This is a genomic window from Streptomyces drozdowiczii, assembly GCF_026167665.1.
GTDB classification, from domain to species: Bacteria; Actinomycetota; Actinomycetes; order Streptomycetales; family Streptomycetaceae; genus Streptomyces; species Streptomyces drozdowiczii_A.
The window spans coordinates 212,822-236,347 of record NZ_CP098740.1; the positions used below are offsets into that span (position 1 = coordinate 212,822).

21 protein-coding genes and 1 pseudogene are annotated in these 23,526 nt (G+C 72.5%); 10 read left to right on the forward strand and 12 right to left on the reverse strand.

The features are described from left to right. Position 1 precedes the first annotated feature (1 nt). Complete coding sequence (gene argJ, locus NEH16_RS01035; protein ID WP_265538503.1) at positions 2 to 1,195, reverse strand: bifunctional glutamate N-acetyltransferase/amino-acid acetyltransferase ArgJ; 1,194 nt, start codon at positions 1,193 to 1,195, stop codon at positions 2 to 4. Between the two features lie 222 nt (positions 1,196 to 1,417). On the opposite strand from argJ, the gene NEH16_RS01040 reads away from it, so the two are divergent. From NEH16_RS01040 to NEH16_RS01050, 4 genes and pseudogenes are all read left to right on the forward strand, one after another. Further along, on the forward strand, positions 1,418 to 3,220 hold the full coding sequence (locus tag NEH16_RS01040) for a cellulase family glycosylhydrolase (protein ID WP_265538504.1): 1,803 nt from the start codon (positions 1,418 to 1,420) through the stop codon (positions 3,218 to 3,220). A 337-nt stretch (positions 3,221 to 3,557) separates the two neighbouring features. Next, positions 3,558 to 3,904 (forward strand): annotated as a pseudogene (locus tag NEH16_RS33810) (DUF5933 domain-containing protein); the annotation flags it as partial. Between the two features lie 21 nt (positions 3,905 to 3,925). Then, positions 3,926 to 4,816 carry a phosphatase PAP2 family protein gene (locus tag NEH16_RS01045; RefSeq protein WP_430523775.1) on the forward strand — a complete coding sequence of 297 codons (891 nt, stop codon included), beginning with the start codon at positions 3,926 to 3,928 and terminating at the stop codon, positions 4,814 to 4,816. Between the two features lie 114 nt (positions 4,817 to 4,930). Next, a complete protein-coding gene (locus NEH16_RS01050) occupies positions 4,931 to 5,419 on the forward strand; it encodes a flavin reductase family protein (protein ID WP_265538505.1) in 489 nt (162 codons plus the stop codon). Positions 5,420 to 5,429: 10 nt separating this feature from the next. Here NEH16_RS01050 and NEH16_RS01055 read toward each other — a convergent pair whose 3' ends face one another. Both NEH16_RS01055 and NEH16_RS01060 read right to left on the reverse strand, forming a co-directional pair. After that, the gene (locus tag NEH16_RS01055; RefSeq protein ID WP_073966983.1) at positions 5,430 to 5,861 is read right to left on the reverse strand and encodes an SRPBCC family protein; all 432 of its coding nucleotides are present in this window, start codon (positions 5,859 to 5,861) and stop codon (positions 5,430 to 5,432) included. Between the two features lie 43 nt (positions 5,862 to 5,904). Continuing rightward, entirely contained in the window at positions 5,905 to 6,285 is a 381-nt protein-coding gene (locus NEH16_RS01060) for a VOC family protein (protein WP_073966984.1), read from the reverse strand. 191 nt (positions 6,286 to 6,476) lie between these two features. Here NEH16_RS01060 and NEH16_RS01065 point away from each other — a divergent pair, with 191 nt between their 5' ends. Genes NEH16_RS01065 through NEH16_RS01075 form a run of 3 tightly spaced genes read left to right on the forward strand, consistent with a single transcriptional unit; the run spans position 6,477 to position 9,916 of the window. Beyond that, on the forward strand, positions 6,477 to 8,192 hold the full coding sequence (locus NEH16_RS01065) for a diacylglycerol kinase family protein (RefSeq protein ID WP_265538506.1): 1,716 nt from the start codon (positions 6,477 to 6,479) through the stop codon (positions 8,190 to 8,192). After that, positions 8,192 to 9,145 (forward strand): YihY/virulence factor BrkB family protein, encoded by a 954-nt coding sequence (locus tag NEH16_RS01070; RefSeq protein ID WP_073966986.1) that lies wholly within the window; start codon positions 8,192 to 8,194, stop codon positions 9,143 to 9,145. The genes NEH16_RS01065 and NEH16_RS01070 overlap by 1 nt, the downstream gene beginning before the upstream one ends. Next, positions 9,146 to 9,916, forward strand: coding sequence for a phosphatase PAP2 family protein (locus NEH16_RS01075; RefSeq protein WP_265538507.1), 771 nt, complete (start codon positions 9,146 to 9,148; stop codon positions 9,914 to 9,916). It begins immediately after the preceding gene. Positions 9,917 to 9,926: 10 nt separating this feature from the next. Here the strand turns inward: NEH16_RS01075 and NEH16_RS01080 are convergent, their stop codons facing one another. Next, the gene (locus tag NEH16_RS01080; protein ID WP_265538508.1) at positions 9,927 to 10,877 is read right to left on the reverse strand and encodes an Lrp/AsnC family transcriptional regulator; all 951 of its coding nucleotides are present in this window, start codon (positions 10,875 to 10,877) and stop codon (positions 9,927 to 9,929) included. Positions 10,878 to 11,036: 159 nt separating this feature from the next. Between NEH16_RS01080 and NEH16_RS01085 the strand changes: the two genes are divergently transcribed. Both NEH16_RS01085 and NEH16_RS01090 read left to right on the forward strand, forming a co-directional pair. Then, a complete protein-coding gene (locus NEH16_RS01085; RefSeq protein ID WP_265538509.1) occupies positions 11,037 to 11,552 on the forward strand; it encodes a hypothetical protein in 516 nt (171 codons plus the stop codon). A 249-nt stretch (positions 11,553 to 11,801) separates the two neighbouring features. After that, entirely contained in the window at positions 11,802 to 12,692 is an 891-nt protein-coding gene (locus tag NEH16_RS01090; protein WP_265538510.1) for a GH25 family lysozyme, read from the forward strand. A gap of 70 nt (positions 12,693 to 12,762) precedes the next feature. On the opposite strand, the gene NEH16_RS01095 is transcribed toward NEH16_RS01090, so the two are convergent. The 3 genes from NEH16_RS01095 to NEH16_RS01105 all read right to left on the reverse strand — a co-directional run bounded on the left by NEH16_RS01095 (position 12,763) and on the right by NEH16_RS01105 (position 15,928). After that, positions 12,763 to 13,503 carry an SDR family oxidoreductase gene (locus NEH16_RS01095; RefSeq protein ID WP_265538511.1) on the reverse strand — a complete coding sequence of 247 codons (741 nt, stop codon included), beginning with the start codon at positions 13,501 to 13,503 and terminating at the stop codon, positions 12,763 to 12,765. 107 nt (positions 13,504 to 13,610) lie between these two features. Further along, positions 13,611 to 14,921 carry a VWA domain-containing protein gene (locus NEH16_RS01100; protein WP_265547021.1) on the reverse strand — a complete coding sequence of 437 codons (1,311 nt, stop codon included), beginning with the start codon at positions 14,919 to 14,921 and terminating at the stop codon, positions 13,611 to 13,613. 65 nt (positions 14,922 to 14,986) lie between these two features. Next, entirely contained in the window at positions 14,987 to 15,928 is a 942-nt protein-coding gene (locus NEH16_RS01105) for an aminoglycoside phosphotransferase family protein (protein ID WP_265538512.1), read from the reverse strand. A gap of 81 nt (positions 15,929 to 16,009) precedes the next feature. On the opposite strand from NEH16_RS01105, the gene NEH16_RS01110 reads away from it, so the two are divergent. Continuing rightward, a complete protein-coding gene (locus NEH16_RS01110; protein WP_265538513.1) occupies positions 16,010 to 16,822 on the forward strand; it encodes a class I SAM-dependent methyltransferase in 813 nt (270 codons plus the stop codon). A gap of 18 nt (positions 16,823 to 16,840) precedes the next feature. Here NEH16_RS01110 and NEH16_RS01115 read toward each other — a convergent pair whose 3' ends face one another. The 5 genes from NEH16_RS01115 to NEH16_RS01135 are packed head-to-tail and all read right to left on the reverse strand — an operon-like array spanning position 16,841 to position 23,247. Next, positions 16,841 to 18,259, reverse strand: a complete 1,419-nt coding sequence (locus tag NEH16_RS01115; RefSeq protein WP_265538514.1) for a condensation domain-containing protein — start codon at positions 18,257 to 18,259, stop codon at positions 16,841 to 16,843. After that, positions 18,256 to 18,516, reverse strand: coding sequence for an acyl carrier protein (locus NEH16_RS01120; protein WP_265538515.1), 261 nt, complete (start codon positions 18,514 to 18,516; stop codon positions 18,256 to 18,258). The genes NEH16_RS01115 and NEH16_RS01120 overlap by 4 nt, the downstream gene beginning before the upstream one ends. Beyond that, the gene (locus NEH16_RS01125) at positions 18,513 to 18,719 is read right to left on the reverse strand and encodes an MbtH family protein (protein ID WP_242442133.1); all 207 of its coding nucleotides are present in this window, start codon (positions 18,717 to 18,719) and stop codon (positions 18,513 to 18,515) included. The genes NEH16_RS01120 and NEH16_RS01125 overlap by 4 nt, the downstream gene beginning before the upstream one ends. Next, the gene (locus NEH16_RS01130) at positions 18,716 to 21,751 is read right to left on the reverse strand and encodes a non-ribosomal peptide synthetase (RefSeq protein WP_265538516.1); all 3,036 of its coding nucleotides are present in this window, start codon (positions 21,749 to 21,751) and stop codon (positions 18,716 to 18,718) included. The genes NEH16_RS01125 and NEH16_RS01130 overlap by 4 nt, the downstream gene beginning before the upstream one ends. Beyond that, entirely contained in the window at positions 21,748 to 23,247 is a 1,500-nt protein-coding gene (locus tag NEH16_RS01135; protein WP_265547022.1) for a class I adenylate-forming enzyme family protein, read from the reverse strand. Before NEH16_RS01135 ends, NEH16_RS01130 begins: the two co-directional genes overlap by 4 nt. Positions 23,248 to 23,526: the final 279 nt, after the last annotated feature.

Genomic DNA, 23,526 nt, shown 5'->3' on the forward strand with positions numbered 1-23,526 from the left:
GTCAGCTGGTGTAGTCGGCGTTGACGCGGATGTAGTCGGCCGACAAGTCGCAGCCGTACACGGTCGCTTCGCCCGTCCCGATGCCGAGGGTGACGGCGATGTCCACCTCGTCCCCGCGCATGAGGTCCACGAGTTGACCGAGGGTGTCCACCTCGGGCTCCTCGGGATACACCTCGGTGTCACCGAACTTCACGGTGACGCGGGCCGGGTCGATATCGGTCTCGTCGGTGCACTTGCCGATGGCCATGAGCACCCGCCCCCAGTTGGGGTCCGCGCCGTGGACGGCGGTCTTGACCAGGGGCGAGTTCACCACGCTCTTGGCGACGCGCTTGGCCTGCGCGTGGTCGCGGGCGCCGCCCACGGTGACGCGCAGGAGCTTGGTGGCGCCCTCACCGTCGCTCGCCAGTTGCAGGGTGAGGTCCAGGCAGAGGTCGGCCAGCGCCTCGGCGAACAGCGCGGGGTCGACCGGTCCGGCCGCCCCGTTGGCGATGACGGCCACGGTGTCGGAGGTGGAGGTGTCGGTGTCGACGCTCAGACAGTTGAACGTACGGTCCACGGCTCCGCGCAGCGCGGTGTCCAGGTCGGCCGGTGACAGCGCGGCGTCGGTGAACACGTAGGCCAGCATCGTGGCCATGTCGGGCTCCAGCATGCCGACGCCCTTCGCCACGGCCACGAGGCGCGCCCGCCCGACGGTGCGGGAGGCGGTCTTGGGGCGGGTGTCGGTGGTCATCATCGCGCGGGCCACGTCCCGGGGCGCGGCCGTGAACGCGGCGAGGCCCCGCTCGGCGGTCCTGTCGAAGTGCGGGAGGATGGTGGACATCGGCAGGGGGCGGCCGATGACACCGGTGGAGCCGATGAGCACTTCGCCTTCGGGGACGCCGAGGATTCCGGCCACACGCCGGACGACCTCGGCGGCGTTCTCCTCGCCCCGGCGACCGGTCGCGACGTTGGCGTTCTGCGCCAGGGTGGTGACGGCACGGAGGCCGCGCCCTGCGGCGTGCTTGCGGCTGAGCAGGACGGCCGGGCCCGCGAAAAGGCTCCGTGTGAACACGGCGGCGCTGGTCGCCGGCCGGTCCGAGGCGACGATCGAGATGTCGTCCCCGGAGTCGCGCAGACCGCCGTGACCGGTGTACCCGCGGAAGCCGGTGGGCCAGGTCGGTTCGCCACCTGCTGGAAATGCATGATTATGCGTCATGTGACATATCCTTGCAGCGCGGAGGGGTGTACGTCCACCCCTTTCCGCAGCACGAGCCCCCTCCGCAGTCACCTCCGGATCGGCACTCCGCTCGCGTTCAACACATGAACGCCGCGCGTCCATTGACATGCTCATTGCTCTATCGCTTTTATGGCGCGAGATGGGAGCGCTCCCATCTCCACCCGTGCCCCGCACCGCGCCTCCGAGAGAGGAACCAGCACCGTGCTTCACCCTCTCCGCACCTTCCGAAGAGCCGCCAGAACCGTCGCCGTCGCCTCGGCGGCCCTGCTCCTGCCCCTCGCCGGCGTCCACACCGCGTCCGCCGGCGAGGCGACCGCGGCCGCCGCCGGCTCCGGCTACTGGCACACCAGCGGGCGGCAGATCCTGGATGCGAGCAACCAGCCGGTCCGCATCGCTGGCATCAACTGGTTCGGCTTCGAGACCGCCAACTACGTGCCCCACGGCCTCTGGTCCCGCGACTACAAGAGCATGATCGACCAGATGCGGTCGCTGGGTTACAACACCATCCGGCTGCCCTACAGCGACGACATCTTCGCCGGCACCGAACCGGCGAGCATCAACTATTCCGCCGGGATGAACACCGACCTGGCGGGCCTGAACTCGCTCCAGGTCATGGACCGCATCGTGGACCACGCGGGCAGCGTCGGCATGAAGGTCATCCTGGACCGGCACCGCCCGGACTCGGCGGGCCAGTCGGCGCTCTGGTACACCTCGGCCGTCCCCGAGTCCACCTGGCTCGCCCACCTCAAGTCGCTGGCCGCCCGGTACGCGGGCAACGACGCGGTGGTCGGCATCGACCTGCACAACGAGCCCCACGACCCCGCCTGCTGGGGCTGCGGCGACACCACGAAGGACTGGCGGCTGGCGGCGCAGCGCGGCGGGAACGCCGTGCTGTCCGCCAACCCTGACCTGCTGGTCTTCGTGGAGGGCGTGCAGACCTTCGACGGGGTGTCCGGCTGGTGGGGCGGCAACCTGATGGGCGTCGGGCAGTATCCGGTGGAGCTGAGCGTGCCGCACAAGGTGGTGTACTCGGCGCACGACTACGCCACCAGCGTCGCCCAGCAGCCCTGGTTCACCGACTCCTCGTTCCCGGCCAACATGCCCAGCGTCTGGGACAAGTACTGGGGCTACATCTTCAAGCAGAACATCGCCCCGGTCTGGGTGGGCGAGTTCGGTACGACGCTCCAGTCCACCACCGACCAGAAGTGGCTGAAGGCCCTGGCCGACTATCTGCGGCCCACCAGCCAGTACGGGGGCGACAGCTTCTCGTGGACCTTCTGGTCGTGGAACCCGAACTCCGGCGACACCGGTGGCATCCTCAAGGACGACTGGACCTCGGTCGACACCGTGAAGGACGGCTACCTGGCGAGCATCAAGGCGCCCGGCTTCGGCAACGGCGGCGGCAGCGGCGGTGATGGCGACACCCAGGCGCCCACCGCCCCGACGGGCCTCGCCGTCACCGGGACCACCGGCACCTCCGTCTCCTTGTCGTGGAAGGCCGCGTCCGACGACACCGGGGTCACCGTCTACGACGTGTACCGGGGCTCCACCAAGGCCGGCACCGCCACCGGCACCACGTTCACCGACACCGGTGTGACGTCCGGCACCTCGTACACGTACACCGTCCGGGCCCGCGACGCGGCGGGCAACACCTCCGCACCCTCGGCGTCCGTCACCGCCACCACCACGGGCTCCGGCGGCAACACCGGCTGCAAGGCGGTCTACACGGTGAACGGGGACTGGGGCAGCGGCTTCGGTGTGGACGTCACCGTGACCAACACCGGCACGGCACCGGCCACCTCGTGGAAGCTGACCTGGACCTACGGCGGCAGCCAGAAGATCACCAACATGTGGAACGCGTCCTATACACAGAGCGGCGCCTCCGTCACCGTCACCAGCACCGGTTACAACGGCGCGCTCGCGGCGGGAGCGCACACCAGCTTCGGCTTCCAGGGCACACCGGCCGCCGGCGCCGTGCCGACCGTGAGCTGCACGCTGTCCTGACCGTCCCGTCCGCACGACCCGCTCCGGAAGGGAGCACCGTAGCCCGCCCGTCGTGGCGGGCTACACCGCATTCGGAACACCCGCTTTCGAACGCGGACACGACCACCGAAATACCCGTCGAAACGCCTCGGTTAGCATGATCCCGCCCCGGCGACCACCCTCATCGCCCGCACACCATGCCATGTGGCATGAAAAGCGACCTATTTGACCAAAACCCAGGACATCGGCCAGAGAATTGATATCTAGGACATCGCGGGTGTTTTCGCGAACAAACCGCCGAATACCCTTCGCCGCATGGCGCGAGCCACGAGTGATCCTATGGGGCGCGGCGGCGGTGGTGACACTCGCGTTCCTCGTCGCGCTGGAGATCGCCGCACGCCACTACGGACTGCCGGGGCCGGTCACCACCCAGGTCCAAGAAGTCGTGATCGCCCCGAAATCGGGCTTCCTGCTGTACGCCAGCATGGGCCTGATGATGGTGGTCCTCACCTGGCGGCAGCGGTTCGTCGCGCTCGGTGCGGCCGTGGGGATCGACGTCGTGATCGCCTTGATCAGGTGGGTGGCCGATGCCCCGGTCAAGGAGGGTCACCCCTTCGGCAACGGCGCGCTGTGGGTGATCGTGGGTGTCACGGTCATCGCCCTCACCCGCCGCACGGGCCAGGAGCGCATGCTGCTCCTGAAGGGGTGGGGCTGGGACTGCTGCTGGTGGCGGGACGGAAGACCGGTGACACCTGGCTGGTCATCACGTCCAAGACCCGTCCCGAGGTGCTCGACCAGTACATGGCCAACGCCGACCACGCGCTCGGCAACCCGTCCTGGGTGGTGGGCCGCCTGGTGAACGCGACCGGCTCGGCCGGCGCCCACTTCCTCAACGCCGTCTACGCGCAGCTGGCGGTCGCCGCGGTCTGTGTCGCGGTGTACCAGCTGCGCAACGTGGCCAGGGACCGCCGCTTCCCCGGCCACCACCTGGTGCGCACCTTCCTGGTGATCGGCCTGCTCGGCCCGGCGATCTACATGATCTTCCCGGTGGTCGGCCCGATCTTCGCGTTCGGCTCCGACGGCGGCCACTGGGCGGTGGCCGACATGTGGCCCGAGACGGCCGTGCCGATCGGCACCCCGCACCACATGCCGTTCGACGAGATCACCCCGCGCAACTGCATGCCCAGCCTGCACACCGCGTGGGCCACCGCGATCTTCATCCACTCCCGCAAGGGCCCGAAGTTCCTCCGGTACGCCGGTACCTTCTGGCTCGTCGCCACGCTCGCCGCGACCCTGGGCTTCGGCTACCACTACGGCGCGGACCTCGTCGCCGGTGTGGTGTTCACGCTGACGATCGAGACGGGCATGCGCGCGCTGGAGCGCGGCTGGGACCGGCCGGCCGTCGGACTGGTCGCCTCCGGCACCGCGGTCTTCGCCGCGCTCCTGGTCTCGTACCGCTATCTGTCGCTGGAGATGGCCCACCACCCGTGGGTGTTCGGACCGCTGGTCATCCTGGCCATGTGCTCGGTGATCTACGCGTACGTACGGATCGACCGGCGCTGGGAGCCGAAGGCGGCTGCCGTTCCGAAGCTGGAGCCGCAGCCCGAGATGGCCTGAGCCGCCGTCCACGTCTCTGGGTAACGTGTGACGTCGCACCACCACCCCGCCGGTTCGCGAACCGGCGGGGTGGTGCCGTCAGAGACCCGAAACCCCGGCAAGGAGCGACCCGCCGTGCACCCATTCGACCGGTTCACCGACGCGCTGGACTACCCGATGTATGTCGTGACCGCCGCGGCGGACGGTGAGCGGGCCGGCTGCCTGGTCGGCTTCGGGTCGCAGTGCTCGATGCGGCCGCCCCGTTTCATGGTGTGGCTGTCGGAGCTGAACCGGACCTGCCGCATCGCGGCCCGCGCCGACCGGCTGGCCGTCCATCTGCTCCGCCGCGACCAGGACCGGCTGGCCCGGCTCTTCGGCGGCGAGACCGGCGACCGTACGGACAAGTTCGCGCAGGTCGCCTGGCACCCCGGTCCGGGCGGGGTGCCGGTGCTGGACGAGGCGCCGGCCTGGTTCGTCGGCCGCGTCGAGCGGCGCGTCGGCGGCGGCGACCACATCGGGCATCTGCTCGCCCCGGAGGAGGTGCGCCACCCGGCGGACGGGGGTTTCCCGTTCCTGTCGGTCAGCGGTGCCATCGACATTCCACCGGGCCACCCCGTGGACTGAGCGCGGACCGTCAGAAGTCGCCCCGCGCGGTCCGCTCGGCCAGCTTCTGGAACTCACCGAGGTCGTAATTGGCGAGCACCGAGTCCAGGCTGGTGAGCGCGCCCAGGTACTCCACGAAACCCTGCGGCTCGTACTCGATCTGGAGGGCCACCCGGCTCGACTCGTCGTCCAGCCGGTGGAAGGTGACGACCCCGGCGTGGTGAACGCCCTCGATGGTCTTCCAGGCGATCCGGTTCTCCGGGATCACCTCGGTGAGTTCGGCGACGAACTCCTTGTCGGCACCGGGGAGGGAGAGCTGCCAGGCGAACCGGCGCGCGTCCAGCGGGTCGACGCGGCGGACGTGGCTCAGGAAGGAGGGCCAGCGGGCGACGTCGCTCCACAGGGCCCAGCTCACGGCGACCGGGGCCTTGATATCGACGGTCTCGACGATCGAGGAAGACATGGGGACTCCTAGTCGTAGGTAGGTGCGTTCGGTGCCGGCGGCGCTAGGAGCGCGTGGCCAGCGTGAAGGGGTGTCCGGCGGGATCGGAGTAGAGGCGGGTGTCGCGTGCGCCGCCGTTGTTCTTCGTGTCCAGGGGGCGTGCGCCGAGGCCGACCGCTTCCCGTTCCGCCTCGTCCATGTCCTCGCGGGCGACCAGGATGCGGAGATGGGCCTGTTGCGAATCGTCGGGCCTCGGCCAGCTCGGCGGTGCGTAGCCGTGGTCCATGCGTATGGCGAGGTGGATTCCGGCCGCGCCCACCACCTCGATGACATCGAGCTCGGCGCCGGGACGGACCTCGGCGCCCAGGAGGGCGGCGTAGAAGTCCGCCAGCTCCTGCGGTTCGGCGCAGTCCAGCACCAGCAGACCCGTTTTCGGCACCGCCATGACCGTCCTCCTGTTCGCGGTTGCTCGTTCCTCCGGACGCCGTTCCGCGTACCCGCGCCTTCTCCGGTCACACCCGGTCACCTGCGATTCCGTGGCCGTCGCCCGTTCGATGCCTGCGGGACGGATTACGGGGCAGACGGCGGTGCACCGGAAGGCCGAAGCCTTCCCCATCGCCGAACAGGGGGGAACCCATGTCTGCCACCCAGCCGGATAGACCCGTCCGGCCGACGGAGCCCCGTGCCCCCGCCGGTCCGGGCCGCTCCCCCGCCCTGACGACCGGCGTCCGCACGGCAGGGCTGCGCCTCGCCGCGCTCACCGTCGGGCAGGCGGCGCTGATGGTGGGGCTCGGGCTCCTGATCACAGGGCCCGGGCACGCGATCTGGCCACTGAGCGTCGAGGACGAGGTCAATGAGGGGTTCGAGCACCTGCGCACCGGCCCCCTGACCGACATGTCGTTCGTGGCGTCGGAGGCCGGCAACACCCTCACGATCATCGCGATCACCGTGCTGGTCTGCCTGGGCCTGGTGGTGCTCCCCCGGCTCCCGAGGTGGCGGCAGGCCGTCTTCCTCGCCGTCGGCGTCTCGCTCCAGTCCCTGGTGTTCCTGATCATCACGATATGCGTGGACCGCGACCGGCCCGATGTGGACCGGCTCGACGCGTCTCCGCCGACGGCGAGCTACACCTCCGGGCACACCGGGGCGGCGACGGCCCTCTACGCGGGTCTCGCCGTGCTGGCCCTCCTCCCCGGCGGCCGGAGCCGACGCCACAAGGTGCTCGCCGGGCTGCTGCTGCTCATCCCGCTGCTCGTGGGGCTCGCCAGGCTCTACCGGGGGATGCACCACCCGACCGATGTGCTCGGCGGCATGCTGAATGGCGCCCTCTCCCTCCTGGTGGCGGGCCGCGCCCTGCTGGCCGAGGGCACGAGCCCCGCCCCGGTCCCGAAGAACGCGATGGAGATAGCCCAGGACGCGGCCGCCGAGCGTGCCGAGCGGATCGCGGGCCGCACGGTGGTCGTGGTCAATCCGACGGTGGCCGACGAGGAGCAGCGCGAGACGTTGCGGCTCGTCCTTGAGCAACACGGGCGCCACGCCGCGGAGTTCGTCGAGACGACCGCCGACGACCCCGGCGGCGGTCAGGCGGCGGCAGCGGTGCGCGAGGGCGCGTCGCTCGTCGTGGTGTGCGGGGGCGACGGGACGATCCGGGCGGCGGCCGACCGGCTGGCCGGGACGGGCGTTCCGCTGGCCGTGGTCCCGTGCGGCACGGGCAATCTGCTCGCCCGGAACCTGGGCCTGCCGGTGGCACCCGCCGAAGCGCTGGCCGCCGCGCTGACGGGCAGCGAGCGCCGGATCGACCTCGGCCGGATCGAGGGCGACGGCCTGCCCGCCACCCACTTCACGGCGATGTCCGGGGCGGGCCTGGACGCCGCCATGCTGGAGAACACCGGCAGTGCGGCGAAGGCCGCGATCGGCTGGCCCGCGTACGTCGTCGCCGGGTTGCGCAGTCTGCGGGCGCCGCGCATGTCGCTGTCGTTCCAGCTGGACGACGGGCCGGTGCTGCGCCGTACGGCGCGGATGGTGCTGCTCGCCAACATCGGGGACGTACAGGGCGGGGCGACGCTCGTCCCGGCCGCCGAGCCGGACGACGGGTTCCTGGACCTCGCGGTGTTCGACCCGCACGGCCCGACCGGCTGGCTGCGCGCCGTCGGGGCGGTGCTGCGCGGGCGTCCGAAGCCGGGCGGCTCCACCGACACGCCCGTGGAGTACTTCACCTTCCGGCGCGCCGAACTCCGTTTCGCCTCACCGCAGTCGAGGGAGCTGGACGGCGACCCGGTCGACCGGGGCCGCCGGCTCGTGGCCGAGGTGCGTCCGGGGGCGCTCACCGTCCTGCTGCCGTCGGGGGGTGAGTGATGGGTACGGCGACGCGGGTCCCGCAGACCCGTCACATGGCGGGCGACGAGTTGTCCGCGGACGAGGCGCTGGCGTCGCTGCGACGCTACGGCCGCTGGCCGTTGGTGCGCGACTCGTTCGTACGCTTCCGTTACGCGGACGGTTTCAGCCACTCGCGGGCGCTCGCGCTGCAGACGGTCCTCGCGGTGATACCGCTGGTGATCGCCTTCGTCGGTCTCTCGGCGTCGCTGCACACCGAGGACGTGGGCAGGCTGGCGGAGTTGACGATCCATCGGATCGCGGCGGGGCCGAGCGCCGAGGTGGTGGACGACGCTCTCGAACGCAGCCGCCGGCGGGCCGGTGAGGGCTCTCAGCTCACGCTCTGGTTCGGCCTGCTCTTCTCGCTGGTCAACGTGACGACGGCGATGTGCCAGATAGAGCGCGGGGCCAACCGGATATACGGGGTCGAGCGCGACCGGCCGTTCCACCAGAAGTACTTCCGGGGCCTGGTGATGTCGCTGACAGCCGGCATTCCGCTGGGCCTCGGGTTCATCCTGATGGTCGTCGGAGGCGACCTCGTCACGGCCGCCGCGACGGTCTACCACCTCAGTGACACGGCGCGGTTCACCTGGGACCTGCTCCGCTGGCCGATCGGTCTGCTGCTGGCCCTGATGTCGGCGAGCGCGATCTTCCGCCGCTCCCCGCGCCGCAACCAGCCCGGCTACACCTGGCTGGCCTTCGGGGCGGCCCTGTACCTGGTGCTGTGGACGGCGCTGACCTATCTGCTGAGCCAGTACCTCTCCCTGAGCGGCTCCTTCGACACGGTGTACGGCCCGCTGAGCGCGTTCATGTCGCTGCTGCTGTGGGCGTATCTGACCTCCATAGCCCTGTTCCTCGGGCTGTCCTTCGCGGCGCAGCTGGAGGCTGCCCGCGCCCGCCGGCCCGGGCCGATTCAAGACGATCCGGGAGCATGAATGGTTGTACGAGCCACCACACGCCTGCTGCGACGGCACCGACGCCGGGCCACCGACCGTGCGTTCGGGGTGCGCCTGCTCGGTGCGGCCGCCGTCGCGGCGGTGTGCGCGGTGCCGTTCGCGCTGGTGCTGGTCCTCGTGGAGGGGCACTGGCGGCCGTTGCGGGCGGTCGACTCGGGTGCGGCCGACCGGCTGCACCGGGCGGCGCTCGACCACCCGGCCTGGACGAGTGCGCTGCGCTTCCTGTCGGACTGGGTCTGGGACCCGCTGACGCTGCGCTGCGCGGTCGCGCTGCTGACCGGCTGGCTGCTGTACCGGCGGGCCTGGCGGCTGGCGGCCTGGTCCGCCGTCACGGCGGTGGCCGGAGGGCTGACGGGCCTGCTGGTGAAGGTGGTGGTCGAGCGGGCCAGGCCGTCGCTGGAGGATCCGGTGGCGCGGGCGCCCGGCTTCTCGTTCCCGTCGGGGCACGCGATGACCGCCACGACGACGTTCGCGGTGCTGCTGCTGGTCCTGCTGCCGCTGGTGCCCCGGCGCGGCCGGGTGGTGTGCTGGGCGGTGGCGGTGCTGTCGGTGCTCGGTGTCGGCTTCACCAGGGTCGCGCTGGGTGTCCACTGGTTCAGTGATGTGGTCGGCGGCTGGCTGCTGGGGCTCGCCGTGGTGGCGTGGACCGCGTGGGCCTTCGAGGCGTGGCGCGCCGAATCCGGACTGGGCCGCAGCGAGGTGACGGAGGGTCTGGAGCCCGAGCTGACGGGCTCGGCCCCGGAGCGCTGAGCCGCGGGCCTCAGCCCTCCGGGGCGGCCCGCTTGAAGTAGGCGGTGACCAGGGCGGATTCCACGCGTTCGACACCGCCGAGGGTGCCGACGCGTTCGGTGAGGTACGTGTCCAGAGCCGATGCGTCCCGGCAGACGGCGACGGCGACCAGGTTGTGGGAACCCGTCATGGTGCCGACGAACGCCGCTTCGGTGTCCTCCGCCAGGGCCCGGGCCACCTGGGCGAGGCTGCCGGGCGCGACGGAGAGCCGCAGCATGCACTGCACGGAGAAGCCGAAGAGGCCGGAGTCGATCTCGACGTCGAGCTGGAGCACGCCCATGCGGCGCAGTTCGTGCAGCCGTCGGCGTACGGCGGATTCCGACCAGCCGATCCGCCGGGCCAGGTCCGGATAGGCCGCGCGGCCGTCGGCGGCCAGGGCGGGCAGCAGCCGGTGGTCGAGGTCGGTCAGCTCCACCGGCGCGGGGTCGGCGGTCGGCGCGGGCGTGAGCGCGGCGATCTGGTCGTCGGTCAGCGCCAGGTTCCGGCCGGCCCAGCGCCGTTCCATGATCGGGCGCAGCACCCGGTGTGCCTCGACGTGGCCGACGTACGGCAGGCGGCCGAGCGCGGCGAGCGGCGCTGGGCCCTCTCCCGCGACGCGGAAGACGCAGCCGATCTCGGTGCCGCTCGACAGCGCGGCCACCCAGGCGGTGTCGGGGCGGTGGGCCAGGGCGCGGGCGAGGGCGGTGCTCCGGGCGGGCGGTACGCGCAGCCGGACGAGCCATTCGGCGTGGCCGAGGCGGTGGCTGTTGGTCACTCCGGCGATGCGGGCGATGCCGGCGGACCGGAGTTTGCCGAAGCGCCGGGCGACGGTGCGGTCGGAGACGTCGAGCACGGCGGCGATCCTGCTGAAGGGGGCCCGGCCGTCGATTTGGAGGGCGTGCAGGAGCCGCAGGTCGAGTGCGTCCAGCGTGACCGATTCCATCCGGGCAGTGTAGGCCGGTGTCGAATGCCGTCTCCGCGCGGCCGGTTGGGGCCGCGGCCCGTGCGGCCGGGGAAGCATGGCGGTCGTGCCCGTGCCGTGCCGGGCGTCCGCCGGCCGGGCTCGGTGTGCCTGTGCCGATCGCCGTTCTCGGAGGACCTGATGTTCGAATCGCTCATGCTTCTCGCCGTTCCGACGCTGGTGTTCCGGCTCTTGGGCGCGCTGGGTGTCGGCCGGTTCGCAACGTGGCGGGCCGCCGTCGTGCACGGTCTGGCGGTGCTCTTCGTGGCGAGCGGCGCGGCGCACTTCGTCCCGGACGGCGGGGGTGTGATGCCCAGCCATGACGACCTGACGGCGATGGTTCCGCCGTTCGTACCGCTCCCCCACCTGGTGGTGTACGGGACCGGGCTGCTGGAGCTCCTGGGGGCCGCCGGGCTCGTACGGACGGAGACGCGGCCCGTGGCCGGCCTGGGTCTGGCGGTGCTGCTGGTGCTGATGCTGCCCGCCAATGTGTACGCCGCCGTGGCGGAGGTCCCGCTCGGCGATGATCCGGCGACGCCGCTGTGGTTCCGTATCCCCGAGCAGGCGGTGTATATCGCGGTCGCGCTGCTCGCGGCGGGGGGCCGTGGTGTCCGCCTCCCGGGCCGCCGGGCGCACGCCGGGGTTTCAGCGGAGTGAAACTTCTCACCCGGTTGGCGGTGTCGCCCCAGCTCGGCGGATTCTTCACTGGACTGGACCACAGAGGCCGATTCAAAACCCTTTACGACACAGTGGAGTTCATGCGTCACTCGTGTCGTGCCCTCGTCAAGCGAGTGGCACCCCCGCACTCCGTGACAGGCCATCCCCCGCACCCGCCGCTACGCTCGGAACCGCTCCACGTGCTACGCGAGTAGACCCCCTTCGTGCCGCTCACCCCAGGAGGCTCCCGTGTTATCGATCCGCAGCCGCAGACCCGCACTCCGCAAGCTGGTGGCCCTCGGAGCCGTCGGCCTCGGCATGGTGGCGGTGCCCACCGTGACCGCCGTGCCGGCCTCGGCGTCGCCGCAGCCGCCCGCCTCGTCCAGTGGGTCCATCCCGCTCGGTGACGGGTACATGGGTGCCGGCTACCTCGCCGACGGCGACACGTTCGCCCCGGACAACCGGCACGTCGATCTCACTCCGGAGAGCAGCGCCTCCATCCAGGCGACGATGCTTCCCGGCATCGACGTCTCGCACTACCAGGGCTCGATCAACTGGTCGTCGGTGAAGTCGGCGGGCATCAAGTTCGCCTACATCAAGGCCACCGAGTCCACCACGTACAAGGACCCCAATTTCAACGCCAACTACCTCAACGCCTACAACGCGAAGGTGATCCGGGGCGCGTACCACTTCGCGCGTCCCAACCTGTCCAGCGGAGCGGCCCAGGCCACCTACTTCGCCGGCCACGGTGGCGCGTGGTCGCGGGACAACCTGACGCTTCCGGGGATGCTCGACCTGGAGGGCGGCTGCTACGGCAAGTCGGCTTCCGCCATGCAGTCGTGGATCCTCGACTTCTACAACACGTACAAGGCCAAGACGGGCCGCGACGTCGTCATCTACACCAGCGCGAGCTGGTGGAACTCGTGCACGGGCGGCTGGAGCGGCATGTCGGCGCGCAGCCCGCTGTTCACCGCGCACTGGACGAGCGCGGCGAGCCCGACCATCCCGAAGGGCTTCCCGTACTGGACGTTCTGGCAGTACACCGACTCCGGTTCGGTGGGCGGCATTTCGGGAGCCGTGGACCGCGACCGGTTCAACGGCGACGCCACCCGGCTGCTGGCTCTGGCCAACAACACCTGAGACACCGGCCGGCACGAGGGCGGCCACAGGGTGCGGGCTCCGGCCCGCACCCTGTGGCCGCCCTCCCGTGTCACCGGGTCGCGGCGAGCCATGCCTCGTACGAGGTGGGGGCGATGTTCGCCCCGGGTCCCGCGATCAGCATGTCGCCCTGCACGGCCGCGAACATGCCCGCCCGGTCGTCCGTGACGACGGTACGGCGGTCGCCCCGGGCGGCCAGCGTGCGGCGCCCGAGCTCGTCGAGGGCGTAGACGTCGGGCCCGGCCACGTCGAGCGTCCCGTTGAGCGGCGCGGCGGTGGCGGTGGCCGCGAGGGCGGCGACCACGTCGGCCGCCGCGATGGGCTGGAGGCGTGTGGCGGGGAGCCGGACGGTGTCCTCGTCGGAGGTCCACGACATGATCGCGTCGACGAACTCGAAGAACTGCGTGGCCCGCACGATCGAGTACGCGGTGGGCCCGTTGCGCAGCAGCTCCTCCTGGAGCGTCTTCGCCCGGTAGTAGTCCAGTTGGGGCACCCGGTCGACTCCGACGATGGACAGCACGACCTGGTGGCGTACGCCCGCCTGCTCACCGGCCGTCAGCAGGTTGCCCATGGTCGTGCGGAAGAAGTCGGGGGACGCCGCGTCGAAGGTGGGCGAGTTGGTGACGTTGACGACCGTCTCCGCGTCGGTGAGCGCGTCGGCGAGGCCCTTGCCGGTGAGCAGGTCGACACCGGTGGACAGGGAGGCGGGTTCCACCGTGTGCCCGGCCTCGCGCAGCTTCGGCACGAGCTGGGAGCCGATGAGTCCGGTACCGCCGATGACCGTGATCTTCATGGACGTGCCTTCCGTGAGCCGGGGGTGGCCGGCCGCCACCGTAAGCCCGGGGCTCCCGGCCGCAGGTGCCGTAACCCGGCCGTCCGGCAGCTCATGACCCGTACGGCTCAGCGCAGGATCCCGGCCTGCCGGGCGGCCCGCAGCCAGGAGGGGAACTCCGAGAGGAGGCGGTCGTACAGCTCCTGGTCGGAGACCTGCTCGATGTCGTCCACGGCGAAGAAGCCGACGTTGTCCACCCGGCGGCCGGGCATGGTGTCGAACCGCTCCAGCACTCCGTACTGCGCCCGGCCGAGGCCGATGAACTGCCAGAAGACGGGCTCCTCGACCGCCGCGCGCAGCTCGCGCTCGATCTCGTCGTTGCGGTACACACCGCCGTCGGAGAAGAACAGGACGAGTGTGGGTGCGGGCACCGGATGGGAGCGCACGTAGTCCCGGACCTCGGCGATGACCTTCTGCTCCTCGTTCTGGATGCCGACCGCGCGCATGTCGACCTGCCCGGGGACCAGTCCCTTCGGCGGCTTCTTCCGCCCGAAGAGGCCGACCTGGCCGACCCGCACATGCAGCCGCAGCCACTCGGGCAGTTCGCCGATGGTCAGGTCCGGGAGCCGGGCCGGGTTCGAGGCGAAGGTCCACGCCTGCATCTCGCCGTCGTCGTCCAGCTGAGCGGCGACGGCCGCCATGCGTTCGGTGACGCCCGCGACGGTGCCGCGTGTGTAGAGGCCGCTCATCGATCCGGAGGCGTCGAGGACGAGGATCACCCGGGCGGTCAGCCGGTCCAGGCCGTGCTTGCTCAGGCTGACGGCCACCTGCTGTTTGCGCAGCGAGAGCCGCTTGCGCATGTCGACCGGCAGGTGCTCCTCGCCCTTGCCGGGGCGCGGCGCAGCGGGAGCGGCGGGCGGCGGTGTGGTGCGGGGCTCGTCCACGGTGATGCCGAAGTCCGTCGCCAGGCCGGCGAGCCCGCTCGCGTACCCCTGGCCCACGGCCCGGAACTTCCAGCCGCCGGACCGCCGGTACAGCTCCCCGCACACATAGGCGGTCTCCGGGCCGGCCGCCATGTCGAACCGGGCCAGTTCCGCGCCGGACAGGGCGTCCAGCAGCCGCAGATGGAGCCCGGGCACCTGCCCGAAGGTGCCGCCGTCCGCCGAGGCGCACAGGGCGACCCGGTCCACATCGGCGCCCAGCGCGGCGAAATCGGCCTCCAGGGTGTCGGAGCCGGGCTGTTTGCCGAGGTGGCGGACGGCCCCGGAGGCGTGCCGGGGCTGGTTGTAGAAGACGAAGTCGCCGTCCGAGCGGACTCGCCCGTCCGCGCCGAGCACCAGCGCGGAGGCGTCGACGTCGGGCACACCGGGCCCCGCCGTCCAGCTCAGCACGGCGCGGACGGCGGATGCGGCAACCGGCATGTTGGCGCCCTTGCTCAGTGTCGTCGTCACGGGCCCCAGTCTGCCTGCCGGTGTCGCGCGCGGGCGACCGGGTCCGGGAATGGTCAGACAGGCTCCAGGGCCGCGTGGATCTGCCGGGTCGTCTGCGCGGCGATGCGCGGGTCGGTGGCGCCGTAGAAGGAGTAGGCATTCAGCCCCGTGGCCAAGGCCCAGCCGCGTCCCCGCGTCCAGGTCGCGTCGTCCGGGCCGAGCGCCTCGCGGAAGGCGGCCCGGCTGCCCGCCGACAGCAGGGTGTGGGCGATCATCAGGTCGCAGGCCGGATCGCCGAGGCCGAAGCCGCCGAAGTCGATGACGGCGCTGAGGCGGCCGTCGCGGGTGAGCAGATTGCCGGTGTGGAAGTCACCGTGCACCCAGACCGGGGGCCGGTCCCAGGCGGGCGCCTCCAGTGCCGCATCCCACACTTTCGTCAGGGCCCCGGCGTCGAACACGCCGCCCAGCGCGGCGATCGCCGCGCGCGTGGCCCGGTCCCGGCCGTGCAGGGAGTCCGCCGTGCGGTCGATGTCGGGGGTGAGCGGGAGGCCGCCGGGCTCGAAGCGTCGCAGGGCCGTCAGGAATCCGGCGAGGGCCACGGCGGCTTCCTCCGAGTCCCCCAGGGCCTCGACGGTGGCGGGCTCGCCGTCCAGCCAGCGGGTCACCGCCCAGGGCCACGGGTATCCGAGGTCCGGCTCCCCCACCGCGACCGGCTCGGGGACGGCCAGCGGGAGGTGCGGGGCGAGCCGGGGCAGCCAGGTGAACTCCTTGCGGGCCTGCCCAATGGCACCGGCGTAGCGCGGCAGCCGTACGGAGAGCTCGCGGCCGAGCCGGTGGATCACATGGTCCGAGCCGGCCTGGGGCAGCCGTTCCAGCGGCAGTCCGGCCCATTGCGGGAACTGGCTGTCGACCAGCCGCCTGACCAGGGGGGTGTCGATCGCGGGGCGGTCGCTCGTGGATGCCAACGGCGGTTCCCTGTCCTCGGCCCACTGCGTGCGGCGGGCGGTCCGGACCATCACACGGTCGCGCGTGCCCGCCTGTCGAGCCGTTTTCCGGGACCATGCGGCCATTTCCGGCCAGGCTGTCAGAATTACGCCATGGCTCAGCACACATCCGATCACGGCTATCTCCTGGACAACCGGCAGTCGGAGGCGGGCATCCGCTTCGGCGCGCTCTCCGAACTCTTCGACCCGGTGACGTTCCGCCATGTCGACCAGCTGGGCATCGGGCCCGGCATGCGGTGCTGGGAGATCGGTGCGGGCGGGCCGTCCGTGCCGCGCGGTCTGGCCGAGCGGGTGGGCCCGGACGGGGCGGTGGTGGCCACCGACATCGATGTGTCGTGGACGGAGGGGATCGCCGGCGGGGTGATCGAGGTGCTGGAGCACGACGTGGCCGCCGACCCGCCGCCGGGGGGCGGTTTCGACCTGGTGCACGCGCGGCTGGTCCTGGTGCACGTCGCCGACCGCGCGGAGGCGCTGCGCCGGATGGTCGGGGCGCTGCGGCCGGGCGGTGTGCTGCTGTTGGAGGACGCGGATCCGGGGTTGCAGCCGCTGCTGTGCCCGGACGAGTCGGGGCCGGAGCAGCGGCTCGCCAACCGGCTGCGTTCGGGCTTCCGGTCGCTGATGGCCGGGCGCGGCGCGGACCTGGAGTACGGCAGGACGCTGCCCCGGCTGCTGCGCGAGTCGGGTCTCGACGACGTCCGGGCCGACGCGTACTTCCCGATCACCTCACCGGCGTGCACGGTCCTGGAGGCGGCGACGGTGCGGCAGATCCGGGGCCGCCTGGTGGCGGCGGGGCTGGCCACCGACGAGGAGATCGACCGCCATCTGGAACACGTCGAGACCGGCCGCCTCGACCTCGCGACCGCGCCGATGATCTCCGCGTGGGGGCGCCGCCCGCGACAGCCGTAGGCGGGGGCCGTTCACCCGTCAGGCCGCCGCTTCCGCGCGCGCAAGAAGCGCCGGGAGTCCGGCGAGGAGCGGGGCCTCGCCGCACGCGGAGGCGACGACCATCTCCTCCAGTGCCCACAGGTGTGCCCTGATCCTGGGCGGGGGGAGGTAGGCGGTGTCGGCGGTGAGCATGACGGCGAGGATGCCCTCCTGCTCGGTGACGTGGACGCAGTACCGGCAGCCGAGCTTGTCCTCGGTGGCCGGGAAGCCGAACTCCGTACGGGACCGTGCGGCGCGCAGCTCCGCCGCGCTGGGCGGCGGGCCCTCGTCCGGCGGGCGTACGAAGAACCGCTGGTCGTTGTAGCAGCAGTACGGGTGTACGGGGGTGCCGCGCTCCCGGCCGACGCGCTCGCGCAGGGCCTCCCAGGCGACCGGGTCGTAGGACGCGGCCCGGTAGCCCGCCAGGGCGGCGCGCCACGCCACCGGCAGGAGGTCCGTGAACCGTTCGGCGCCGGCCGTGTCGAGCAGGAACGGCGCGTCCTGGGACAGCATCGCCACCAGATCGCGCCGGTCCTCGGCGGCCCGGTTGGCGACGATGGGCATCATGGCCGCCGCCGGGTGGCCCCCCTCGGCGGCGACCAGGGCGGCCAGGGCGGTCATCAGGACGGTCGATCCGCTGATCCGGTGCGCGGCCGCGAGCGTGTCCGTCGCCCTCATCAGCGCCTCGGACACCAGTCGGCCGCTCCAGAAGCGGGGTGTGCGGGGTGGGGCGGCCTGCCGGGGGAACATCGTCGGGGGCATGGTCCGGTAGAAGGACTCCCAGCGAGCCAGGGCCCGTTCGCTGCGGCGTACACCGGCCGGTGTGTGCTGGTCCCGGGCGAGGTCGAGTGGGTTGGTGCGCGGGGGCCGCCCGGCCGAGCCCCGGCGCACCAGCAGCCTCAGGTCGCGCACGACCTGCTCGGCGGCGTGGCCGTCGGCCGCGAGGTGGCAGAGGACCAGCGCCGCGTGCGTGACCCGGCCCCGGTGGCAGACGGCGCCGACGCGCAGTGGCCATTCCCGCACGTAGTCGAAGCGGGTGGCGGTCAGTTCGTCCAGCAGGCCGCGTGCGGTGGCCTCGGTCCGGTCGGGGTCGGGCTCGTCCACCACGGTGACCGGCAGGGCGCCGCAGTCGGTGAGCGACTGGCGGGGATCGCCGTCCTCGCCGTCGTACAACCTTGTGCGCAGCGCCTCGTGACGTTCCATCAGGTTCGTGAGCGCGGTGGCGAGCCGGGGCAGGTCCGTGACCCGGCCGCGTTCGCCCAGCGGGAGCAGGCGCCCGATGTTGAAGTAGATGTCGTTGGGCGCGGTGCGCAGGATCGCGTTCCAGATGGCCCGCTGGCCCCAGGTGAGGGGTGCCGTGCCCGCCCGGTCGCCCGCGAAGGGGATGTGCAGGGTGCGGGCGGTGGCGAGGCCGTTCACCTTGTCACCAGCCGGGCCGCCAGGCTGTCGACGCTCTCCTGGTAGAACGCCGGGTCGGCCAGGTCGAGTTCTATGCCGTACTCGTCCTCCAGGGTGTCGGCGAGCCGGAGCAGCGCCAGGGAGCTGACGCCGAGTTCGGTGAGGGTGCCCCGGGCGGTGAGGATGTCGGCCGCGGCGAGCTGCCCGTCCATGGCGTCGCTGATGAGCCCGGCGAGCCGTGCGCGTGGATCGGTTGCCGGGTCCTGGGCGGTGCTCAACTGTCCTCCCCGGCCAGTCGGCGGCGCAGGCTCAGGGGCCTGATGTCGGGCCACACCTGGTCGACATGGGCCATGCACTCGTCCTCCGTGCCGCTGAACCCCTCGGGCCGCCAGCCTGCGGGCAGGGGGGTTCCGGCGGGCCAAAGGGCGTGCTGTTCCTCGTCGTTGACCGCCACCAGGTAGCGGAGGGCGGGTGTGTTCACTGGTTCTCCTCGATGAGTGCGGCAACGCATGCGGCGACGCCGTGGACGGTGGGGCTGTCGAAGAAGACGTCGAAGGGCACGGCCACGCCGTACTCCTTGCGGATGCGGCCCGCGATGGCGGTGACGGTCAGGGAGTGGCCGCCGAGGTCGAACAGGTCCTCGTCGGGGCCGAGGTCGTCGAGATCGAGCACGTCGCGCCAGATGGCGAGGACGGTGCCGGTGACACCTTCGTCGCTCGCGTCCGCGACAGGGGTTTCGCCGGTGGTCCGTTCACGCGGTGGTTCGGGCAGGGCGGACCGGTCGAGTTTGCCGTTGGGGGTGAGCGGCATCGCGTCGAGGGTCACGTACGCGTCGGGCAGGGCCGCCGCCGGCAGCCGGCGGGCCAGGTGATCGCGCAGGGTTTCGGGTGTCGGCGGTACGCCGGTGGGCGCGGGCACCACATAGGCGACCAGCCGTCCGGGCTCGCCGTCCGGGGCCTCCCGCAGCACCGTCGCCGCCTGCGCGACCTGTGAGTGGCTGCCGAGGGCGGTGTCGATCTCGCCGAGTTCGATGCGGTGGCCGCGCACCTTCACCTGGGTGTCGGAGCGGCCCGCGAAGGCGATGCGGCCGTCGGCGGTGAGCCGGACGAGGTCGCCCGTGCGGTAGAGGCGGGCGCCGGGCGGGCCGTACGGGTCCGGGACGAAGCGGGAGGCGGTGAGGCCGGGGCGGCCCCGGTAGCCGTGCGCGACGCCGTCGCCGCCGATGTACAGCTCGCCGGTCAGCCCCTGCGGCAGCGGCTGAAGGCGGGCGTCCAGGACGTAGGTGCGGGTGTTGGCCAGCGGGCGGCCGATGGTGACGGGGTCGTCGGGTCCGAGCGCGGCGGCCGTGGACCAGACCGTCGTCTCGGTCGGCCCGTACACGTTGACCAACCGGCCGACGGCGGTGTGCAGTTCGCGGGCCAGGGCATCGGGCAGCGCCTCTCCCCCGGTCAGGGCCACCAGCTCCGGTGCGTGGAGCCCGGCGGCGAGCAGGGTGCGCCAGCCGCTGGGGGTGGCCTGTACGTGGGTGAGGCGGTGCCGGTCCACGAGTTCGGCGAGTGCCGTGCCGTCGCGGTGGCGGCCCTCGGGGACGAGGACGACGGTGCCGCCCGTGACCAGGGGCAGGAAGAGTTCGACGGTGGAGATGTCGAAGGAGAGCGAGGTGAGCCCGAGCCAGCGGCTGCCGGAACCCGTGCCGGTGGTGTCCCGCAGGGCGGCGAGGAGATTGGCGAGGGCCGCGTGCGACACCTCGACGCCCTTGGGCACACCGGTGGAGCCGGAGGTGTACAGCACATACGCGGGGTCCGTGCGGGCGGGCGGCGCGGGCGCCGACGGGGCGTCGGGGAGCCGGTCCAGGTCCTCGGGCCCCGGATCGGCGGCGGTCTCCAGGGTGATCCCGGAGTCGGCACGCAGGAACGCCAGGCGCTCCGCCGGGTGCTCCGGGTCGAGCGGCAGGTAGGCGGCCCCTGCGGTGAGCGTGCCGAGGACGGCGACGAGTTGGGCGGCCGAGCGGGGCAGTGCGATGCCGACGAGGGCACCGGGCCCGGCCCCCTGGGCGCGCAGCCGGTGGGCGCGTCGGCGGACGGCCGCGTCGAGTTCGGCGTACGTGAGGGTGGTGTCGCCCTCGATGACGGCGACGGCGTCCGGGGTCGCGGCGGCCTGGGCGGCGAACAGTTCGGGCAGGGTGGCGGGGGCGTTGCCGGGGGCGCGGGTGGTGTCGGCGACCAGCGTCGCGCGTTCCCGGGGCGGCAGGACCGGCAGCAGGCCGAGGGCGGTGTCCGGGGCGGCCAGGGCGCCGTCGAGGAGGGTGAGGAAGTGGTCCAGGACGCAGGCGGGCGCCTCGCTCTCGAAGGCGGCGGTGCGGTACTGGAGGCTGCCTTCCAAACTGTCGGGGCCGTCGACCAGTTGGAGGTGGGCGATGTTCCGGGCGGTGCGCGCGAAGCCGGTCCACTCGGTGCGTACGTCGAGGCCGGGGCCGAAGTCGGCGGGCCGGGAGGTGTCGCGCCGCCGGTAGCTGAGGGAGACCGGGCACAGCGCGGTGCGCGGGGTGAGTCCGCGCACCGCACGGCTGAGGGGGACGGTGCGGTGGGCGTAGAGGGCGCGCAGCTCGGCCCGGACCTCGTGGGCGAAGTCCGCGAAGGTGAGGTCCGGGCGTGGGTGGGTGAAGAGGGGCAGTTCGTTGACGTGGAGGCCGGTCTGCCGGGGCGCGCCGGGCACGCGGGTGGAGAGTTCGATCGCGGTGGCCGGGGCGGTGTTGCCGTAGCGGAGCAGCAGGGTGTGCCAGGCCGCCGTGAGGAGTTCGAAGCGGGTGACGCCGAGCGTCGCGGCGGTGGTCACCAGGCGGGCGTGCCACTCCCCGTCGCGCCGGAAGCCGCACGCGCTGCCAGGGGCCGGGGTGACGGGGTCTGCGTGGTGGGCGGTGAGGCCGGGGAGCGCGGGTGCGGGGCTGTCGCGCCAGCGGTCGGCCCAGAAGCGGGCCGCGTCCTTGACGGCCGTTTCGGAGACGGGCGGCGGGGGTGCCGACGCCCCGGCCGACGAGGGTGGCCGGCCCTCCCCCGTCACCGCCCGGTATGCCTGGGCCAGCCCGGTGACCAGGAGGTCCTTGGACTCGCCGTCGAAGACGAGGTGGTGGGCGACCACGAGCAGCAGGTGGTGGTCCGGGGCGGTGGTGAACAGCGTGGCGCGTATCAGGGCCTCGTCCGGCCCGAAGCGGGCGGCGGTCTCCTCGTCGCGGAGCTTGCCGAGGTCGTCGGGCGCTGCGGTGACCTGCCGCAGGGGCGGTGCCTCGCCCGGGACCAGGCCGGGCCCGGCGGGATCGGTCCGGGCGGCGAGCACGGGAGTGGCCCGTACGTGATCGGCCCAGGCCACCGCCAGGGCCGCCGGGTCCAGGGGCCCTCGGAAGTGCAGGGCCAGGCCGAGGTGGTAGGCAGAACCGGTGTCGAGCGTCCGCTCGGTGACCCAGAGGCCGTGCTGGGCCGGGTCGAGCGGGGCCGGTGATGCGAAGGAGGGGGTCATGGGGTCGCCTCGTCGTCCAGGAGCCGGTGGAGTTCGCGTTTGAGGACCTTGCCGCCCTCGTTGCGGGGGAGGGTAGGGCGGAAGAGGATCCGGGCCGGCAGTTCGTGCGCGGCGAGCCGGTCGAGCAGGAAGGCCCGCAGCCGGGTGGTGTCCGGTTCGCCGTGCCGGGGCACGACGACGGCGGCGACGACGCTGCCCAGCACGGGGTGCGGGATGCCGAAGGCGGCGGCGTCGGCGATGTCCGGGTGGGCGTGCAGCGCGTTCTCGACCTGGATCGTGGACACCTTGTGGGCGCCGGACTTGATGACGTCGCGCTCCCGGTCGAGCAGGTGGAGGTAGCCGTCCGCGTCGAGCCGCCCGATGTCCCCCATGCGCACCCAGCGGCCCCGGAAGACCTCGGTGTCCGCGTCGGGGGCGCCCAGGTAGGCGCGGGGCGCGGTGGGTGAGCGGAGCCATATCTCGCCGGGTTCACCGGGGGCCGCCGGGCGCCCTTCGGAGTCGGTGATGCGCAGGTGGTCGAGTGCGGCGGGGCGGCCGGGTGAGTCGGGGTGGTCGGGGTCGAAGAGCAGGGTGATCTGGGCGGGGGCGGCCTCGGTGGACGTGTAGTAGTTGACGATCTGCGCTCCGGGGAACGCCTGGGACAGCCGGAGCGCGACGGGTTGCGGCAGGGCCGCCGCCGTCGAGCCGACCAGCTTGACCGTGCCGAGGTCGCGGCGGGCGAGGGCGGTGGACGCGAGCAGTTCGATGGCGGTGGCAGGCACCAGGAAGACGCTGCCGACCGCATGTTCCTCGATGAGCCGGGCGAACCTCAGCGGGGTGAACTGCGGGGCCGCGACCCCGGTGGCCGCCGTGTCCAGGCAGTTCACGAGCATCGTCTGCCCGGCGTTCGTGCCGATGGGGAAGCTGTGCAGGAAGGTGCGCGAGTGGCGCAGGGGCCTGCGGCGTTCGTCCAGGGTGCAGCCGTGGGCGAGGTTGGCGTGGGTGGCCCGGACGCCCTTGGGGAGGCCGGTGGTGCCGGAGGTGTAGAGGTACTGCGCGGGTGCGGCCGGGTCGGGCAGCGGCAGCCCGTCCACGGCACCGGTCGCCCCGGTCTCGGTGTCCGCCGCGGTCGCCTGCCACACCCCTGCGGGCAGCCGGGGCGGTGGCCCGCCCTCGCCGTGCAGGACTCCGGCGCACCGGCTGTCCTCGACGATGTGCGCGGCGGCGGCCGGGGCCAGCCGGTCGGACAGGGGTACGGCGATGCCGCCCGCCCACTGCACCCCGCAGTAGGCGACCGCGTAGTCGGTCCACCCCGTACTGCCGTAGCGCAGTCCGACCGGGTCGCCGGGGCGCAGGCCACGGGCGAGGAGGCCGTGGGCGAGGGCGGCGGCCCGGTCGCGCCAGGTGCCGAAGTCCAGGGCGCGCGGGCCGTTGCGGAGGGCAACGCGGTCCGGGTGGAGGGCGGCGCGGTGGACCAGCAGTTCGATCAGGGAGCCCGGGGGCGCGACACGGGTCATCGGTCGTCCCCGCGGAGGCGGCGAGCGCGGCCGCGCGTTCCCGGAGGCCGATGAGGTCGTCGGGTTCGGCGTCCGGCACATCGCGGTCGAAGCGGGCGAGGACCGGCAGTCGCAGGGCCAGGGCCACCAGCGCCAGCATGACCAGGCAGCACAGCAGGTACATCAGCCCGATCCCGCGCCCCGGCCCCGTGCCCAGCACCCGTCCGACGCTGTCGGCCAGCACCCCGTCGTCGGCCAGCAACGGATCGAAGAGCCGGGCGCCCAGGGGTGCGACGAGTC

Coding starts and splice junctions, on each gene's coding strand:
- NEH16_RS01105 (WP_265538512.1), bottom strand. CDS start 15,928: ATGGTCCGGACCGCCCGCCGCACGCAGTGGGCCGAGGACAGGGAACCG.
- NEH16_RS01135 (WP_265547022.1), bottom strand. CDS start 23,247: ATGACCCGTGTCGCGCCCCCGGGCTCCCTGATCGAACTGCTGGTCCAC.
- NEH16_RS01055 (WP_073966983.1), bottom strand. CDS start 5,861: ATGTCTTCCTCGATCGTCGAGACCGTCGATATCAAGGCCCCGGTCGCC.
- NEH16_RS01085 (WP_265538509.1), top strand. CDS start 11,037: ATGTTCGAATCGCTCATGCTTCTCGCCGTTCCGACGCTGGTGTTCCGG.
- NEH16_RS01075 (WP_265538507.1), top strand. CDS start 9,146: ATGGTTGTACGAGCCACCACACGCCTGCTGCGACGGCACCGACGCCGG.
- NEH16_RS01070 (WP_073966986.1), top strand. CDS start 8,192: ATGGGTACGGCGACGCGGGTCCCGCAGACCCGTCACATGGCGGGCGAC.
- NEH16_RS01110 (WP_265538513.1), top strand. CDS start 16,010: ATGGCTCAGCACACATCCGATCACGGCTATCTCCTGGACAACCGGCAG.
- NEH16_RS01130 (WP_265538516.1), bottom strand. CDS start 21,751: ATGACCCCCTCCTTCGCATCACCGGCCCCGCTCGACCCGGCCCAGCAC.
- NEH16_RS01060 (WP_073966984.1), bottom strand. CDS start 6,285: ATGGCGGTGCCGAAAACGGGTCTGCTGGTGCTGGACTGCGCCGAACCG.
- NEH16_RS01080 (WP_265538508.1), bottom strand. CDS start 10,877: ATGGAATCGGTCACGCTGGACGCACTCGACCTGCGGCTCCTGCACGCC.
- NEH16_RS01095 (WP_265538511.1), bottom strand. CDS start 13,503: ATGAAGATCACGGTCATCGGCGGTACCGGACTCATCGGCTCCCAGCTC.
- NEH16_RS01065 (WP_265538506.1), top strand. CDS start 6,477: ATGTCTGCCACCCAGCCGGATAGACCCGTCCGGCCGACGGAGCCCCGT.
- argJ (WP_265538503.1), bottom strand. CDS start 1,195: ATGACGCATAATCATGCATTTCCAGCAGGTGGCGAACCGACCTGGCCC.